Origin of the sequence: Apibacter sp. B3546 (assembly GCF_009827885.1) — a bacterium.
Lineage (GTDB): Bacteria > Bacteroidota > Bacteroidia > Flavobacteriales > Weeksellaceae > Apibacter.
On the sequence record NZ_WINW01000037.1, the window covers coordinates 138,205 to 155,917 of the forward strand.

A 17,713-nucleotide genomic window follows, 5' to 3' on the forward strand; every position below is an offset into this window, starting at 1 on the left:
CACTATTAATTAAAAATTATGGATGAAATAATTAATAAAGTCGAAAAAAGCGGACTCATTACTCTGGATTTAGAAGATTTTTATCCTAAAGAACCCAGGATGCTATTTGATTTAAAAGACTATTTATATGAGGGTTTAGTTTTAAGAGAAAAAGAGTTTCGTGAAAATCTTTCAAAATTGGATTGGAAAATGTATGAAAATGCTTATGTAGCAGTAACTTGCACATCTGATGCAATTGTGCCTTCCTGGTCATATCTATTAATTGCTAATTATTTAACAGGTGTGGCAAAGTTAATATCATTCGGCACTATAGAGGATTTGGAAAGAGACATATTTACAGAAATTATAGATAAAATGGACGTGGATAGTTATAAAGATAAAAAAATTATTATTAAAGGCTGCTCACGCAAACCCGTTCCACAAAATGCTTATTTACAACTTATACAAAAACTTAAGCCTATAGCTTCTTCCTTAATGTTTGGAGAGGCTTGTAGTACTGTTCCTATTTTCAAAAAGAAAAAATTATAATTTAAAATTTCAAAAAATTACTGACAGGAATAAAAAATTGTTAATAATTTTTAGTTATTTAACTGTTTCATTCACTAGTATTTGACTGTGAAATTATTAACTTAATAAAAGTTTTTGAAAAAGTAAAATTTAGAAAACTGAAGCTAATAATTCAACGATTATTTTTTCTCTAACTTATTTTTTATTCGGTTAGCTTCTTTAATGAATTCATATAAATGTTCAGATTCTCCATTTTCCAAATAAGATTTAAATTCAGTCAACTTTTCCAAATAAGTAGTAAGTATAGGTAGAATATATTTGGAATTTTGTTCAAAAATAGGAAGCCACATATCAACGGAACTTTTAGCCAGTCGAACAGTAGAAGCAAACCCACCGGATGCTAAATTGAATATGGCAGCATCATCTTTTTCTTTTTCAAGAACGGAAACGGCCAAAGCATAGGAAATAGCATGAGAAAGATGTGAAACATACCCCACATGTTCATCATGAGATTCCGCATCCATAAGAATAAGTCGCGATCCCAAATGATAATAAACTTGAGAAACCAGATGAACTGCTTTTTGATGTGATTCATTGGAATTACATAGGATAGCAGCCCGATCTTTAAATAATCCATGAAAGGCAGCAGATGGACCGCTATATTCCGTTCCTGCCATGGGATGAGAAGGGACGAATGATTTTCTGTTTGGATGATTTTTAACCTTTTCAATCAAAGAGGATTTAGTACTTCCAACATCCATAAGTACCGAACCGTCAGGGAGAATATCCAATAGATGAGGTAGAAGTTTAATGCTTACATCGACCGGAGTGGATAGAATGGTTAATTCGGAAGAACGTATTGCCTTGTCCATCGGCATAATTTCATCGACAATGGATAATTCCAACGCTTCTTTTTCATGAAGTTTAGACTTATCGGTTCCTATAACTTTTGAAGCAAATCCGCTTTTTTTAAGATCCAGAGCTATAGAACCTCCAATTAAACCTAATCCGATGACACTTATAGTTTTTGACATATAAAGATTCAAAGATAAAAAAAATCGGTTCTTAAAAAAAGAAACCGATTGGGTATTTTAAAAGTATGTTAAGAACGGCTTATACTGTCATGATCTCTTTTTCCTTAACGGAAAGATGTTCTTCTGCCAATTTAACATATTTATCAGTCAACGATTGTATTTGCTCTTCTCCATTTTTCTTTTCATCTTCTGAAGCACTCTCTATCTTTTTTATATCGGCATTTGCTTCTTGTCTGGCTTTTCGAATACCAACCTTAGAATTTTCGCATTCTGCTTTTGCTTGTTTTACTAAGTCTTTTCTTCTTTCTTCTGTTAAAGGAGGAATGTTAATAATAATATTTTCCCCGTTATTATTTGGAGTAAAGCCTAAATTGGATTGAAAAATAGCTTTTTCAATAGCGCCCAAAGTAGATTTTTCCCAAGGCTGTATACTAAGAGTCATTCCATCGGGAACGGAAATATTGGCAACTTGAGATAAAGGAGTAGGAGTCCCATAATATTCCACTAAAATGTTTTGTAGCATGAGTGGGTTAGCCCGCCCTGCTCGTATTTTATTAAAAGCTGACTCTAAATGTTTTAGAGAGGATTCCATGCTTTCCTTAGTCGTATCTATAATTAAATTTATTTCTTCCATAATTTTCAGATAAGTTGCCTTGCAAATATAAACTATTAATTAATTAAATAGAAACTAAAGTTCCTACTTCTTTACCTTCAATAATTTTTCTTAAATTCCCTTCTTTGTTCATATCAAATACAATGATAGGAAGCGCATTTTCTTGACTTAACGTAAAAGCAGTCATATCCATAATTTTAAGTCCTTTTTTATAAACTTCATCAAATGAAATACTGTTGAATTTTACTGCATTTTTATTTTTTTCCGGGTCTGTATCATAAATACCGTCTACTCGAGTCCCTTTTAAGATAACTTCAGCGTTAATTTCGATAGCTTTTAATGTAGCGGCTGTATCAGTAGTAAAGTAAGGGTTTCCGGTTCCTGCACCAAAAATTACAACTCTTCCTTTTTCCAAATGTCTGTCAGCTCTTCGCTTAATAAAAGGTTCTGCAATTTGATCCATTTTTATGGAAGTTTGCAATCGGGTATGTACTCCCATTGCCTCCAAAGAACTTTGTAAAGCCATTCCGTTAATAACCGTGGCAAGCATTCCCATATAGTCGCCTTGAACCCTGTCAATACCGGTAGCAACTCCCGCAACTCCTCTGAATATGTTTCCGCCTCCTATAACAATTGCTATTTCTACTCCCATTTCAGAAATTTCTTTTATCTGTTTAGAGTAACTTTGAAGAATTTCAGAGCTTATTCCATATTGTTGATTTCCCATTAAAGCTTCTCCACTTAACTTTAAAAGTATTCTTTTATATTTCATGATTAACTAGCGTATATTTATTATTTTTTGACAATGAATTCGAAAAGGATAGTAATGCTATATACTTAAATAGAAGAGTTAAAAGAAAGTAAATAGTTACAGAAAGTACTATAAATAGTAATAAAATCATTTATGTTAAATTTCTGTATGCAAATATAATAAGGAATTTTTTAAAAAATGTAACTGCTTTTTATTTTTCCCTTAATGTGCTGTTCTCACTTCCATTTAAGAATTAAACATATTTTACGATTTATGAATTCATTAAAAATGTTTTCAAATCGGAAAAATTATTTTCAAGAGGCGTAGCCGAACTTATTTTATGATCCAACTCTTTTACTTGTTCAGGTATAATAATTTTATTTTTTAAGTTTTCAGGATATACATCCATAAATTTACAAGGATGAGCAGTAGATAAAAATATGGTGAAATCTTGTGGATGATTATACTTCTTTGCAGCTAAATAAGCAACTGCAGTATGAGGACAAGCGATATAGTTGTATTTTTCATATAATTCATTAATACCGTTCATCGTTTCTGAATCTGTAAATGAATAAGCAGATATAAGATTACGCAAAGAATCTAAGCTTTCATTAAATAAATCGGTTATTCGTACCCAATTACTAGGATTTCCTACATCCATGGCGTTAGATAAAGTTTGTATGGATGGTTTAGGTTCATAAGAACCCTTTTGTAAATATACGGGAACAGTATCATTTACATTAGTAGCTGCAACAAAATGTTTTACAGGGAGACCTGATTTATAGGCTAGTAACCCGGCACCAATATTACCAAAATTTCCACTGGGAACTACAAAAACTATATCTTTCTTATTCTTTTTGACTGCTTGAGCATAAGCATAAAGGTAATAGAAAGTTTGCGGCAATAACCTTGAAATATTGATGGAATTAGCAGAAGTTAATCGTAATTTTGAATTAAGTTCAGCATCATTAAAAGCCATTTTAACTAAAGCCTGACAGTCATCAAAAGTTCCATTTACCTCCAAAGCTCTAATGTTTTGACCGTTTGTAGTCAATTGTTTTCTTTGTATTTCACTGATTTTACCTTTCGGGTATAAAATAGTTACCCGAGTACCTTCAACCCCTAAAAAACCTAAAGCGACAGCACCTCCTGTATCTCCTGAAGTAGCCACCAGAATATCCAACGTTTTATCGTTTTTGTCGGATAAATAAGCCATAAGTCGACTCATAAAACGAGCTCCGAAATCTTTAAATGCTAACGAAGGTCCGTGAAATAATTCCAATACAGCCAAATTTTCTTCTAGTGATACCAATGGGGCATCAAAACTAATCGTTTCCTTTATAATTTTTTCCAAGTCTTTTTTAAGGATATCTTCTCCAATAAAAGAATGGGCAATTTCTAAAGCCATTTCAGGAAAAGAATAATCCGTAATATTCTGAATAAAAGTTTCCGATAATTTTGGGATATGCCAAGGCATATACAATCCTTTATCAGAAGGAAAGCTGGTAAATACGGCTTCTTTAAAAGAAACGGAAAGATTTTTATTATTTGTGCTATATAGTTTCATGATAGAGTAGATTATATGGCTGAATTATGAAAGTACAGTTGCTCCTTTACAATTTATAGGAGAGGAATAACCATTGCTTTCTATTTCGTGATTTTTAAGATGTTCTTTAAGTTTTGAAGTAATTGTTTTTGCTGTTTCAATTCCTTTGGTAAAAGCAACTACTGAAGGTCCGGAACCTGAAATACCGAAACCTAAGGCCCCGCATTCCATAGCAATTCTTCTCATGGCTTCAAATTCGGGTATAAGAATGGAACGGGTAGGTTCAATTAATTGGTCTTGTAAACTTCTGGACAACAAGCCGTAATCCCCTGTAAATAAGCCTGTTATCAATCCGGCAATATTTCCCCATTGGGAAACGGCGTCTTTTAGTTCAACTTTATTCTTTAAAATTTGTCTGGCTGCGCGAGTCTGAACCTCTACATGAGGAAAAATAATGGAACAACAAAGTTCCGTAGGCACGGGAAGGTTAATTACTTCTAACGGTTGATAGCTTCTAATTAAAGTTATCCCACCCATTAAAGAAGGGGCAACATTATCGGCATGGCCATGCCCGCAAGCCAGTTCTTCACCCTTTAAGGCAAAAGGCAACAGTTCTTTTTTAGATAATGGTTCTCCTAAAAGTTGGTTAATAGCAAACAGACCCGCTATTGTACTTGCAGCACTAGAGCCCAGACCGCTACCGATAGGCATTTTTTTATGAAGTTCTATTTCAATTCCGTAATTTTTTTTACCTAAAAAATCGAGAATCATTTTTACACATGCACTCACCGTATTCTTATCCGGATGGGTGGGTAAAAGTCCTTGATCTCCGGTTATCTTAGTAATTTTTATTCCGGGTTCATCCACGCGTTTTAAAAAAACTTCATCTCCCGGCTCATTCAACGCTAATCCTAAAATATCATATCCACAAATAAAATTAGCTGAAGTCGCCGGAGCAAATACATGCACACTATCTTTTTCTTTCATCGAAATTTGAAAACGTTCAATTTTTAGTGAGACAAATGTAAGCTAATTATATTTGATTTCAAAAGACTAACTTTTTTAAACAATAGGTGTATCAGGTTTATAATTCTATAAGATTTAATACTTTTCTTAAATATTACGATGCGATTAAATTGTACTTTTTTTTTAAAAAATTTTATATGTCTTATTTTACAATAATCCTATACCTAAATTAAAAAAATAGTTTTCAACCTAAAATCTAATAGATATCTAGATTTTATAAAACATTAATTAGCTCCAACATTAATAAGATCAGCAAAAACCCCCGCTGCGGTAACTTCAGCACCTGCTCCCGGACCTTTTATTACCAATGGATTAAATTTATATCGCTCTGTTGTAAATGAGATAATATTATCACTTCCCGTTAAGTTGTAAAAAGGATGAGAAGCATCCACGAATTCCAAATTTACGGAAGCCTTTCCATCTTCCAACTTTCCTATATATCGTAATACTTTATTTTCATTTTCAGCCTTTTCTTTCAGCTCGTTAAAATAAGAATCAGATTTTTTTAATTCTTCATAAAAGTCATCAATTGAGGGAGCTTTGAAACAGCTTTCAGGAAGGATAGCTCCTAACTCAACATCTTTTTCTTCAATTTGATATCCGGCATCACGCGCGAGAATCATCATTTTACGCATAAAATCTTTTCCGCTCAAATCCTCTCGAGGATCCGGCTCCGTATAGCCTAATTCATGGGCTTTTTTAACAACCTCATAAAAGGACGTATTGCCTCTAAAATTGTTGAATATATAAGAAATAGTACCGCTTAAAATAGCTTCAATTTTGATGATTCTGTCCCCGCTGGTCATTAGATCTTTTAAAGTTCGTATGATAGGCAATCCGGCTCCTACATTCGTTTCATAAAAGAAATCGACGCCTCTTCTTCTGGCAGTATCTTTTAAATCTTTATAATCTTTATATGAAGAGGAATTAGCTATTTTATTACAGGTAACTACCGAAACATTAGATTCGAAAAGTTCTTTATAATACGTTCCGGTTATTGGACTTGCAGTATTATCCACAAAAATACAGTTGGAAAGATTTAACAACTTAATTTTTTGGATGAATTCATCCAAATTAGAGGTTTCTCCCTTATTTATTCTTTCTTGCCATTGTGTAAGATCAATGCCGTCTTCGTCAATAATCATTTTTCTGGAATTTGCTATTCCGTTTATCTTTACTTCAATACCATTGTTTTCTCGTAAAAAATCACTTTGACCATCGATTTGTCGCAGCAAGGTTGCCCCGATATTTCCTGTTCCTACACTGAATACATGAAGTGTTTTGGTTAGTTGAGTGAAAAACGCATCATGAACAGCATTCAGAGCTTTCGATATATTCTTACGTTTTATTATTACCGAAATATTGTATTCGGATGATCCTTGTGCAATGGCATGTATGTTGATTCCATTACGTCCTAAAGCCTGGAAAAGCTTGCCCGATATCCCCGGGGTTTGTTTCATATTTTCACCAACTATGGCTAATACACATAAATTTTCTTCAATGATTGGCGGATTTAATTTATTGGTTTCCAGTTCCAATTCAAATTCACTGTTGAAAAGCTGTTTTGCTTTATGAACATCCTTAGGCTCAATGGCAAATGTAATGCTGTGTTCGGAAGACGATTGGGTAATAAGGATTACATTAATATGTTCGCGTGCTAATAAAGAAAAAAGTTTGCCGCTGAAACCAATCTTGCCAATCATTCCGCTTCCCGTAATATTGATCAGGCTGATTTCATCTATGGAAGAAATACCCCGAATCGGGTATGCATTTTTATGAGTATGTTCTTCAATCCTTGTTCCTTTAAAAGAAGGATTAAAGGTATTTTTCAATACAATAGGTATTTTTTTTCGAAAAGCAGGAATCATGGCTGGAGGATAGATAACTTTCGCTCCAAAATAAGATAATTCCATTGCTTCCGTATAGGAAAGTTCAGATAATGAAAAAGCCTTCTTTACGACACGAGGATCTGCGGTTAGCATACCGTCTACATCAGACCAAAGCTCAATTTCTTTTGCATCTAAGGCGGCAGCTATTATGGCCGCCGTATAATCACTGCCTCCTCTTCCTAATGTAGTAATTCGATTGTTTTCATTGGAGGCTATAAAACCTGTAAAAAACAGGATTTGATGTGAATGCTCTTTGTAAAATTCTTGCAATAACTGTTCTGTAACGGGAGTATGTACTCGGGCATTTCCAAAATTGCTGTCTGTTTTTATAAGGTTTGAAGTATCTACATAAATACTTTCTGAAAAATATTGTTTGGCTATTTGACTCAATAAAAAAGTGGAGCATTTTTCTCCATAACTTAAAATAAGATCTTTGCTTTGAAGGCTGAGTTCCCTCAAGCTATAGACTCCTTGCAAAAGATCTTCGATCTCGTTTATAAAAATCTTAATCTGAGTAAATGCAGGATTTTGATTTTTAACCGTAATCATTTCTTTAATAACCGTAAAATGTCTTTGTTCAATTTCAATAAGACCTTTTTTAAAATCTTTTCCTTCAGAGGCAATTTGTGCTAGTTCCGTTAAAATATTGGTAACTCCGCTCATGGCAGATGATACTACTATAAATTTTTCGCCTGAAGCATATTTGTTCTGCAGAATATTAAGTACATTTTGTATACTTTGACCGGAACCGACAGATGATCCTCCAAATTTTACTATTTTCATACGATTACTATCAATTGGTTACAATTTTAGTGAAATTTTATAGGATTAAAAAATATTACTTGAAAATGCATTTAAATATTTTTTATAGAATAAAAGTATATTCAGATAAGTTGTTAAAACTTTGAATTAAATATATGCATAATTTAAGATCAGTTATTTTTATGTAATGTTTGATAAAAAATTAATTATGATTTAACAGAAGTATTACAGCTCAAGATTGTTAATTATATATAAATACATTATATATAAAGATATAAACCATATTAAATAAAAAATAAGTTTTTATTTATTTTTGTGTGGAAAATAAAAGCTTATTAGAGAAAAATATGAATTGGATCTTGTTAATTATCGGCGGTTTGTTTGAAGTCGGATTTACCTTTAGTTTAGGGCAAGCAAAAAATTCTCAAGGAAATGCCGTATACTATTGGTATATCAGTTTTTTAATTTGTATGATTTCGAGCATGTTATTGTTGATTAAGGCTTCTCAAACCCTTCCGTTAGGTACAGCTTATGCAGTATGGACCGGTGTAGGAGCAGTGGGCACAGTATTGTTAGGAATATTTGTTTTTAAAGAACCGGCAACCTTTTGGAGAATATTTTTTATAATTACTCTGGTTAGCTCCATAGTAGGCCTTAAATTTGTATCTAATCACTAAAAGCAATTGATTAATTGTTTATTATAATTTACAAAAGAATTTATTTAAAATTTTTATACATAATTAAAAACGATTTAATCTACTAAATTTTATAAAACAAAAAAAGCAATTAACTTTCAATTAGTTAATTGCTATTTATTTTGATGCATATGAAGGGAGTTGAACCCTATAATTAATTATATATTTGATTATTATTAATAAAATGTATAAATCTAAATAGGTGTAAAATAATCTAACTAAATACAATATAATCGCGCAAATATTGTGTATATTCTTGCTTTTGTATAAGCGCAATTTTAAATCATAAAACCTTGGCTAATAGTTAATTTCTCTATCGAAGCAAATCTAAAAAAGAAACAGGAGTAATTACACTTCATTTAATTCATAAGAACGAAAATGAAATTGACCTATTTTATTAATACAGGTTATATTTCACATAGGAAATTTTGGTTTAAAAGTGATGGTAAACAACATGATTTGCCTTATGATAAACTTGCAGAAGCAAAAAAAGAGAAAGAGAATTTAGGTAAATTAGAAAACCATATTATTGAAATATTCAATCTAGATAATAATGATGGTATTGAAATAAGTAAAGATTGGATAAAGTAAAAAATAGATATTTTCTTTAAGAGAAAACCGGAGAATTAAAATGAAATTAGCCAATATGATATATCAGAGAAGTATTATAAATTAGGAAAATTAGTATATTTATATGAAAATTAAAACCTGTTATAAATGAAGAAAGTTCTTGCATTTATAAGTATATGTTATCTTATATCAGGTATAATAGGGGTAATTATCTGGAATATTCCGAAGTCACAAAGTACTGTCAATCCCATTCAGTTACTATTCACATTATTATTAATGATTACTCCTGCTTTAGTAGCATTTAAAGTAGAAAAAAGGAAATTTTTGGTAACATCAGAAAAATTTCAATTAAATTTTAAAAATATTAACTGGAAACAAACTTTTAAATATCTGCTGATAACCAATTTGTTACTTCCGGTTTTAGTGATGTTTTATGGGTATTTATTTGGGAATGTATTAGAAATTGAACCCTTTGGAAAACTAATTACAAGTTATCGACAATTAAGTCCAGAAATTTTACAAAAAATACCATCTATATTAAAAATCGACTATTTATTATTCCTATTGGTTCCACTAATGTTCATCGCAAGTTTAATGTCCTCAATATCTATAAATGGTTTCATTGCTTTGGGGGAGGAAATTGGTTGGAGAGGCTTTTTAGAGAAAAATTTAAATTTTTCTTTTTTTAAAAAAAATATAATAATCGGGATCATTTGGGGAGCATGGCACACACCCATAATAATATCTGGACATAATTATCCTAACCACCCTTATTGGGGGATTCTTATGATGGTTTTATTATGTATTGCTATGTCATTCTACTTTTCTTTTGCCTTAAAAAGAACACAAAGCCTATTTGTCATTGGCGCTTTACACGGAGGGATTAATGCTATTGAACAAACGTTAGCTTTTATACAGATTGATTATAATGATTTATTTGGACCTATTGGATTATTAATGTTTTTCTCAGTATTAACAGTATTTTTAATTGATTATAATTTAAGTAAAAAAACAAATGAACCATTAAATTTTATTTCATAAATTTATAATAAGAATATCTCTTTTAAATTTTTTAAAAAAAATAAATGAAAATCCAGTAAATTGTTGAATAAAAAAAATTATGGAAGCTATCTTTTTAGCATCCCTAGAGCTTTATAAGATCATTGTTGAGCAACAGTTTATAAATAAATTTTCTCAAAACAGTATTTATACTTTATTAAAATACCTGTCAAGAATGATTACAAGTTGTACTCCTTTTGAAATATCTGTCGGAGTTAGTTTAGGTATATTTTCAAATGATAAGAATCAAATCATACTAAATAGGTTGAAGCTATTTAAAAATCATGTTTAATTGAACATGAACGAACAATTTACAATTATTTAGGAAATAAATAAACAGCCTCTAAACAGGTAATTTTTCAAATATGGTCTTTTTACATCCATAAGCGAATATTCTTATAAAGAGACGTTAAAATATATTGAATATGTTTACAAAGATGGTATTAGAAATCATTCTTAGTGTTATATAATCGTGCAATAATCTTGCAAATTCTATAAATTAAAAAAGCAACTAACCTTTATTCAGTTAATTGCTTTTTATTTTTGTACGGATGAAGGGAATCGAACCCCCACGCCTCACGGCACTAGATCCTAAGTCTAGCGTGTCTACCAGTTCCACCACATCCGCTTACTGGTTTTGGACTGCAAATATACATTTATTTTATAAAACGGAAAATAATATTTTAATTATTTTTTGAGATTTTGATTAATACATTGATCCAATATAATTTAAAAATCAAACTATTTTATTAAGGACTATTCATTTAAACATAACTAATAATGTATGTGAATAAATTTCAAGAGATTAAGATAATGCGTTGTAAAACAAATCTTATAGGAAAAAAGGAGTGTATAAAAAGTAAATTTAACCCGAAATAAGATGAGCAAAGGTTCTTATAAACAGTTTAATCTCTATAAAACAGTTATTTTGTGTTATTTATAATGATTCCAGATTGTTGAATATAGATTAAAAACAGTTACTTAAACTTTTCAAGTAAAATTCATTATTGTATATTTGCAACCTAACATTAAAATAAAAATGACTAAAAACGGTGTAAGCCCTGATAAAGAGATAGTTTTTAGCAGCGAATCCTTAAATAAAGTACATGAAATAATTGCAAGATATCCGGAAGGTAAGCAAAAATCTGCTTTAATTCCTGTATTGCATTTGGCTCAAAAAGAATTTGGAGGATGGCTAGATGTCCCTGTTATGGATTATGTGGCTTCTTTATTAAATATTTCACCAATAGAAGTATATGAAGTAGCTACTTTTTATACAATGTTTAATATGCAGCCTGTCGGAAAATATGTGTTGGAAGTATGTAGAACCGGTCCATGCATGTTAAATGGAAGCGATCAAATCATAGAACATATTAAAGAAAAATTGCAGATAAAAGAAGGAGAAACAACCGAAGATGGTATGTTTACTCTAAAACCGGCAGAATGCTTAGGCGCTTGCGGGTATGCTCCTATGATGCAAATTGGTAAATTTTATCATGAACATCTGACAAAAGAAAAAGTAGATGAAATCATTGACCTTTGCAGGGCGGGAAATATTGCAATTGATTAAACAATAAGTTAGAAGCATATATTATAATATAATGAGTAAAAAATTATTGCTTAAAAATATTGATGTAGAAGGAATAAAAACTTTTGAAGTTTTTAGAAAGCATGGAGGCTACACTGCAGCGGAAAAAGCCCTTAAAATGACTCCTGATGAAATTTTGGAAGAAGTTAAGACCAGTGGACTTAGAGGGCGTGGAGGTGCCGGATTTCCTACGGGGTTGAAATGGAGCTTTTTGGCTAAGCCGGAAGGAGTGCCGCGCTATTTAGTGGTAAATGCTGATGAATCAGAGCCGGGAACTTTTAAAGACCGATATTTAATGGAATATATACCTCATCAATTAATAGAAGGTATACTTATTTCATCTTTTTGTTTAGGAGCCAACGTTTCTTATATATATATACGAGGAGAATATTCTTGGATTCCAGAGATCTTAGAACACGCAATACAAGAAGCAAAAGCCAATGGCTTTTTAGGTAAGAATATAAAGAATACAGGATATGATCTGGAAATTTATGTTCAACGCGGTGCAGGAGCTTATGTATGCGGAGAAGAAACCGCATTGTTGGAATCTTTAGAAGGAAAACGAGGTAACCCTAGATTGAAACCGCCTTTTCCGGCCGTTAAGGGGTTATATCAGTGCCCTACCGTAGTTAATAACGTAGAAACCATTGCAACTGTACCGGCTATTATTTCCATAACCGGAGCAGAATATGCTAAAATGGGAGTAGGAAGATCTACGGGAACTAAATTAATTTCCGCTTGTGGAAACCTGAATAAACCGGGAGTATACGAAGTTGATTTCAATTTAAGCATAGAAGAATTTATTTTCAGTGAAGAATATTGCGGAGGAATACCTAAAGGTAAAAAATTGAAAGCTTGTATACCGGGTGGATCATCAGTTCCTATTTTACCCGCTAAATTATTACTAAAAACAGCTAACGGCGAAACTCGCTTGATGAATTACGAAAGTATGGCAGATGGAGGGTTTATTACTGGAACAGCCTTAGGTTCAGGTGGATTTATAGTTTTAGATGAAGACCAGTGTATAGTAAGACATACGATGACTCTGGCGCGTTTTTATAATCATGAAAGTTGTGGACAATGTACACCTTGTCGCGAAGGGACCGGGTGGATGTACAGAATACTAAAAAAAATAGAAGAAGGACGGGGAACATACGACGATATCGATTTGCTATGGAATATACAAAGTAAGATAGACGGTAATACGATATGTCCTTTAGGAGATGCAGCGTCCTGGCCGGTTGCAGCAGCTATTAGACATTTTAGAGATGAGTTCCAATGGCATATAAATAATCCAGAATGTTTAACAAAAAATTATGGTATAGCTGAATATGCAACTATTTAACAAAAGTAATTTATTGTTTTTATTAGCAATATTTACAATTGGTGCAGTAGATGCCCAAGAACAAGAAAAGAACAAAAGAAAAGCCCACAGAAAAGGTGAAGTATACGCCTACTGGGGTTGGAACCGAGCCTATTATGGAAGGTCATCCGTCCATTTCACAGGTAATGATTATAATTTTACCCTACATGGAGTAAAAGGCGATGATAAGCCGATTGGCTGGAATTTTCACGATTTTTTAGACCCAACTAGAGTAACAATACCTCAAGTAAATTATAGAATCGGTTATTTCTTCAAGGATAACTGGGCGGTTTCTTTAGGTATGGATCATATGAAATATGTAGTTAGACCGGGGCAATGGGTTAAATCAACAGGAACAATTAACACTCCCGGATATGAGGATGCAATCGTTGACGGAGAATACATTTATTTAACTGATGATTTTTTACATTTAGAACATACTGACGGTCTAAATTACTTGAATGCAGAAATAGAATATTATCATAATTTCATAAGTTCCGGCTTTTTTAAATTTAATAGTATAGCAGGAGGAGGTTTAGGATTGCTAATCCCAAAAACCAATGCAACTATAATGAATAATGAAAGACATGATAAATTTCATTTAGCAGGATGGGGGTTAGATGCAAAAGTGGGAGCAGAATTGCTGTTCTGGGATCTTTTTTTCCTTAGAACGGAATTAAAAGAAGGAGTTATATCCATGCCGGATATTAGAACAACATCCAGCAGTTCAGATAAAGCTTCTCAAAATATTTTGTATCTCCAATGGAATTACACATTCGGATTCAGTTGGCATTTTTAATGCACCAAGATATATTAAAATCTAATGAACGAAGAACCAAATAAAATAAAAGTAACAATAGATGGAATTACTGTAGAAGTAAATCCAGGGATTCCAATTGTAGAAGCAGCACGACAAATAGGAGGAGCCTCTGTTCCGCCTACTATGTGCTATTATAGTAAATTGGAAGGAAGTGGGGGACGTTGCCGCACTTGTTTGGTGGAAGTGACTAAAGGATCAGAAAAAGATCCACGTCCTATGCCTAAGTTAGTACCGGCTTGTCGTACCAATGTAATGGATGGTATGGAAGTAAAAGTTATTACTTCTGAAAGAGTAATACAAGCCGTACAAGGAGTTACGGAATTTTTATTAATTAACCATCCTTTAGATTGTCCTATATGCGACCAGGCAGGAGAATGTAAACTTCAGGATTTGGCTTATGAGCATGGGTTGGACAAAACCCGTTCTGAATTCCCAAGAAGAACTTTTCAATCCGATGATTTAGGACCGTACATAAAATTAAATATGAACCGATGTATTCTTTGTGCAAGATGTGTATTAGTTGCCAATCAACTTACAGATCAAAGAAATCAAGGGATACTATTCAGAGGGGATCATGCGGAAATAAGTACATACATAAGCAAAGCTATTGAAAATGATTTTTCAGGAAACATGATCGATGTTTGTCCGGTAGGAGCTTTAACAGATAGAACTGCTCGATTTAAAAGTAGAGTTTGGTTTACAGAACCTGTAAATGCAACTTGTACTTGTGAAAAATGCAGCGGCAAAGCAGTTTTATGGATGAAAGGAGATACCATTATACGCGTAACAGCGCGAAAAGATGCATACAATGAAGTAGAAGAATTTATATGCAATGATTGTCGATTTGAAAGAAAAGACCTGAATTATTGGAATATAGAAGGTCCTGCCCATATCAGCGATCATTCTGTAATTTCGGTAAATCATTACGAATTACCATTACCTAAAAATGATCCGCATTATAAAATCGAAAAATTTAAAGCTAAAACATTAGAATAATATATATAATATGTGGTTTACAGTAGTATTGGTAGTTATTTTATTTGCGTTGTGTTTAGGAGCTGCAGCTTATGAAACCCTAATGGAGCGAAAAGTAGCAGCCTTTTTACAAGATAGAATAGGACCCAATAGAGCAGGAATATTTGGTTTAATGCAACCTTTATGCGACGGAGGAAAACTTTTTTTCAAAGAAGATTTTGTTCCAAAAAATGCAGAAAAATGGTTGTTTATCATATCACCGGGAATTTTAATGCTAATAGCATTAAGTACAGGAGCAGTGATTCCTTGGGGAAAATCTTTATTTATAGCAGGAGAATCTCATTTAGTTCAAGTAGCAAACATTGATGTAGGAGTTCTGTATATAATGGGTATCGTATCCATCGGAGTATACGGAATTATGCTGGGAGGTTGGGCATCTAATAATAAGTATTCATTATTAGGGGCTATAAGAGCTTCTTCACAAATGATCTCTTACGAGTTGGCTATGGGATTATCCCTTCTTTCCATCATTATGATGACAGGAACATTGGATTTAAGAGCCATGGTAGAGCAACAAGCTTCCAATTTATATGGATTATCATTTTTAAATGGTATGGCTTGGAATGTATTTTATCAACCCTTAGCATTCGTATTGTTCGTTACCTGTTCGTTTGCAGAACTAAACAGAGCCCCTTTTGATTTGGCAGAATGTGAATCCGAGCTAATCGGAGGTTATCATACAGAATACGGATCCATGAAATTCGGTACATTCCTTTTTGCTGAATATATAAACATGTTTATTAGTTCAGCTTTAATAAGCACTCTATTTTTTGGAGGTTACAGCTTTCCGTTTATGAATGAATTGGCCAAAAATGGAACACTCGGAGAAAATGCAATAGGAATTATTAGTATAGTAGCATTTTTAATAAAAATAGTCTTTTGTATATTCTGTTTTATGTGGGTAAGGTGGACATTACCTAGATTCAGATACGACCAATTAATGCGTTTAGGTTGGAGAGTCATGATACCTTTGTCCATTCTCAATTTATTAATAACTGCTACTATTGTAGTATTTGGCTAAAATAAAGAAAAAAGTAAAGAAAGAAATTAAATTTATGCAGAGGCTTACCAATAAATCTAAGATAATTTCAAATAAAGAAATGACCTTAAAAGAAAAGATATATCTTCCTGCAGTATTAGGAGGTATGAAAATCACTTTTAGTCATTTTTTCAAAAAACCGGTTACCACTTCATATCCAGAAAAGAAAAGAGAGTTTAGTCCTGTATACAGAGGCAGACATGTACTCAAAAGAGACGATGAAGGAAGAGAGCGTTGTACAGCTTGTGGATTATGTGCATTAGCCTGTCCGGCTGAAGCCATTACAATGGTTGCCGCTGAAAGAAAGCGAGGAGAAGAGCACTTATATAGAGAGGAAAAATATGCAGAAAACTATGAAATAAACATGTTACGATGCATATTTTGCGGAATGTGTGAAGAAGCATGTCCTAAAGAAGCCATATTTCTTACCGACCGTTTAGTAATGCCCGAACATTTACGCAAAGAATTTATATACAAGAAAGATAAGCTTGTAGAAAGCATGGACAATAGGATAGACGTTTCACAAAGGCAAATAAAAAAATATACGGTAGAAAAATAAAGAATATGGAAGCAATTTTGTTTTATTTAATATCTGCTAGTGCAATTGTGAGCGCATTATTTGTTGTATTCAGTAAAAACCCTATGTACAGCATCATTTCATTGATCATAACCTTTTTTTCCATATCAGGTTTATATATAATGTTAAATGCTCAATTTTTAAGTGTAGTTCAAATTATAGTTTACTCCGGAGCCATTATGGTATTATTCCTCTATGTGCTCATGATGTTGAATTTGAAAGAAAAAGATGAGCCATTAAAAGGAAGTGCTTTTCGAATTTTAGCAACCATATGCGGAGGATTAGTATTCATTGGATTTATTGGAGCATTAAGAGGATATCAACAAATAGATTTTCCTACTAATCCCGACAGTCAAATTGGATTAACTAAAAATTTAGGACACTTATTATTTAGTCAATACGTATTACCCTTCGAATTAGCTGGGATTCTATTTTTAGGTGCATTAGTGGGTGCAGTTATGATAGGAAAAAGAGATTTATAAAAAAATATTTATTTTCTTGAAACAAAAAAGAAATGGTTAACAGTTTATTACAAAGTATACCGGTAGATTATTTTATATACTTATCCGCATTACTATTTTGTATAGGAGTAACAGGAGTATTAGTAAGAAGAAATGCAATCATAATTTTAGGATGTGTGGAGCTGATGTTGAATTCAGTGAATCTATTGTTGGCAGCATTTTCTGCCTACAAAGGAGATGCAGACGGTCAAATATTAGTATTTTTTATTATGGTTGTGGCAGCAGCCGAAGTTGCAGTAGGATTAGCCATCATAACCATGATGTATAGAAATACACGATCTGTAGATGTTAGCTTATTTAATAGATTAAAAGGATAAG

The 17,713-nt window shown here is 32.4% G+C and carries 19 protein-coding genes and 1 tRNA gene; 13 read left to right on the forward strand and 7 right to left on the reverse strand.

Going from position 1 to position 17,713, the window contains the following annotated elements; translation table 11 throughout:
- Positions 1-18: 18 nt before the first annotated feature.
- The gene (locus tag GFU93_RS09215; RefSeq protein ID WP_185150476.1) at positions 19-528 is read left to right on the forward strand and encodes a DUF2480 family protein; all 510 of its coding nucleotides are present in this window, start codon (positions 19-21) and stop codon (positions 526-528) included.
- Positions 529-686: 158 nt separating this feature from the next.
- Here the strand turns inward: GFU93_RS09215 and GFU93_RS09220 are convergent, their stop codons facing one another.
- The 6 genes from GFU93_RS09220 to thrA all read right to left on the reverse strand — a co-directional run bounded on the left by GFU93_RS09220 (position 687) and on the right by thrA (position 8,149).
- Positions 687-1,541, reverse strand: a complete 855-nt coding sequence (locus GFU93_RS09220) for a prephenate dehydrogenase (RefSeq protein ID WP_160568924.1) — start codon at positions 1,539-1,541, stop codon at positions 687-689.
- 79 nt (positions 1,542-1,620) lie between these two features.
- A complete protein-coding gene (gene frr, locus GFU93_RS09225) occupies positions 1,621-2,175 on the reverse strand; it encodes a ribosome recycling factor (protein ID WP_160541719.1) in 555 nt (184 codons plus the stop codon).
- 43 nt (positions 2,176-2,218) lie between these two features.
- A complete protein-coding gene (gene pyrH / locus GFU93_RS09230; RefSeq protein WP_105296761.1) occupies positions 2,219-2,926 on the reverse strand; it encodes a UMP kinase in 708 nt (235 codons plus the stop codon).
- A 250-nt stretch (positions 2,927-3,176) separates the two neighbouring features.
- On the reverse strand, positions 3,177-4,472 hold the full coding sequence (gene thrC, locus GFU93_RS09235; RefSeq protein WP_160568925.1) for a threonine synthase: 1,296 nt from the start codon (positions 4,470-4,472) through the stop codon (positions 3,177-3,179).
- 24 nt (positions 4,473-4,496) lie between these two features.
- A complete protein-coding gene (locus GFU93_RS09240; RefSeq protein ID WP_160568927.1) occupies positions 4,497-5,438 on the reverse strand; it encodes a homoserine kinase in 942 nt (313 codons plus the stop codon).
- Between the two features lie 263 nt (positions 5,439-5,701).
- Positions 5,702-8,149 (reverse strand): bifunctional aspartate kinase/homoserine dehydrogenase I, encoded by a 2,448-nt coding sequence (gene thrA, locus GFU93_RS09245; RefSeq protein ID WP_160568929.1) that lies wholly within the window; start codon positions 8,147-8,149, stop codon positions 5,702-5,704.
- Positions 8,150-8,475: 326 nt separating this feature from the next.
- On the opposite strand from thrA, the gene GFU93_RS09250 reads away from it, so the two are divergent.
- The 4 genes from GFU93_RS09250 (at position 8,476) to GFU93_RS09265 (ending at position 10,744) form a co-directional block, all read left to right on the forward strand.
- The gene (locus GFU93_RS09250; RefSeq protein WP_160541723.1) at positions 8,476-8,805 is read left to right on the forward strand and encodes a multidrug efflux SMR transporter; all 330 of its coding nucleotides are present in this window, start codon (positions 8,476-8,478) and stop codon (positions 8,803-8,805) included.
- A gap of 396 nt (positions 8,806-9,201) precedes the next feature.
- The gene (locus GFU93_RS09255) at positions 9,202-9,414 is read left to right on the forward strand and encodes a hypothetical protein (protein WP_160568931.1); all 213 of its coding nucleotides are present in this window, start codon (positions 9,202-9,204) and stop codon (positions 9,412-9,414) included.
- A gap of 126 nt (positions 9,415-9,540) precedes the next feature.
- The gene (locus tag GFU93_RS09260; RefSeq protein ID WP_160568933.1) at positions 9,541-10,434 is read left to right on the forward strand and encodes a type II CAAX prenyl endopeptidase Rce1 family protein; all 894 of its coding nucleotides are present in this window, start codon (positions 9,541-9,543) and stop codon (positions 10,432-10,434) included.
- Positions 10,435-10,513: 79 nt separating this feature from the next.
- A complete protein-coding gene (locus GFU93_RS09265; protein WP_160568935.1) occupies positions 10,514-10,744 on the forward strand; it encodes a hypothetical protein in 231 nt (76 codons plus the stop codon).
- Between the two features lie 254 nt (positions 10,745-10,998).
- Here GFU93_RS09265 and GFU93_RS09270 read toward each other — a convergent pair.
- Positions 10,999-11,080: transfer RNA gene (locus GFU93_RS09270), tRNA-Leu, on the reverse strand.
- A 411-nt stretch (positions 11,081-11,491) separates the two neighbouring features.
- Between GFU93_RS09270 and nuoE the strand changes: the two genes are divergently transcribed.
- The 8 genes from nuoE (at position 11,492) to nuoK (ending at position 17,712) form a co-directional block, all read left to right on the forward strand.
- Positions 11,492-12,022, forward strand: coding sequence for an NADH-quinone oxidoreductase subunit NuoE (gene nuoE / locus GFU93_RS09275; RefSeq protein ID WP_160568937.1), 531 nt, complete (start codon positions 11,492-11,494; stop codon positions 12,020-12,022).
- 31 nt (positions 12,023-12,053) lie between these two features.
- A complete protein-coding gene (gene nuoF, locus GFU93_RS09280) occupies positions 12,054-13,385 on the forward strand; it encodes an NADH-quinone oxidoreductase subunit NuoF (protein ID WP_160556953.1) in 1,332 nt (443 codons plus the stop codon).
- Positions 13,372-14,202: a hypothetical protein gene (locus GFU93_RS09285; RefSeq protein ID WP_160541728.1), complete on the forward strand. Its 831-nt coding sequence runs from the start codon at positions 13,372-13,374 to the stop codon at positions 14,200-14,202. The genes nuoF and GFU93_RS09285 overlap by 14 nt, the downstream gene beginning before the upstream one ends.
- A 24-nt stretch (positions 14,203-14,226) precedes the next feature.
- Entirely contained in the window at positions 14,227-15,219 is a 993-nt protein-coding gene (locus GFU93_RS09290) for a 2Fe-2S iron-sulfur cluster-binding protein (RefSeq protein WP_160564608.1), read from the forward strand.
- A gap of 10 nt (positions 15,220-15,229) precedes the next feature.
- Positions 15,230-16,279, forward strand: a complete 1,050-nt coding sequence (gene nuoH / locus GFU93_RS09295) for an NADH-quinone oxidoreductase subunit NuoH (protein ID WP_160541730.1) — start codon at positions 15,230-15,232, stop codon at positions 16,277-16,279.
- Between the two features lie 79 nt (positions 16,280-16,358).
- A complete protein-coding gene (locus GFU93_RS09300) occupies positions 16,359-16,856 on the forward strand; it encodes an NADH-quinone oxidoreductase subunit I (protein ID WP_105296887.1) in 498 nt (165 codons plus the stop codon).
- Positions 16,857-16,861: 5 nt separating this feature from the next.
- Positions 16,862-17,356 carry an NADH-quinone oxidoreductase subunit J gene (locus tag GFU93_RS09305; RefSeq protein WP_105296750.1) on the forward strand — a complete coding sequence of 165 codons (495 nt, stop codon included), beginning with the start codon at positions 16,862-16,864 and terminating at the stop codon, positions 17,354-17,356.
- A gap of 32 nt (positions 17,357-17,388) precedes the next feature.
- Positions 17,389-17,712 (forward strand): NADH-quinone oxidoreductase subunit NuoK, encoded by a 324-nt coding sequence (gene nuoK, locus GFU93_RS09310; RefSeq protein ID WP_105296749.1) that lies wholly within the window; start codon positions 17,389-17,391, stop codon positions 17,710-17,712.
- The last annotated feature ends 1 nt before the right edge of the window (position 17,713 follow it).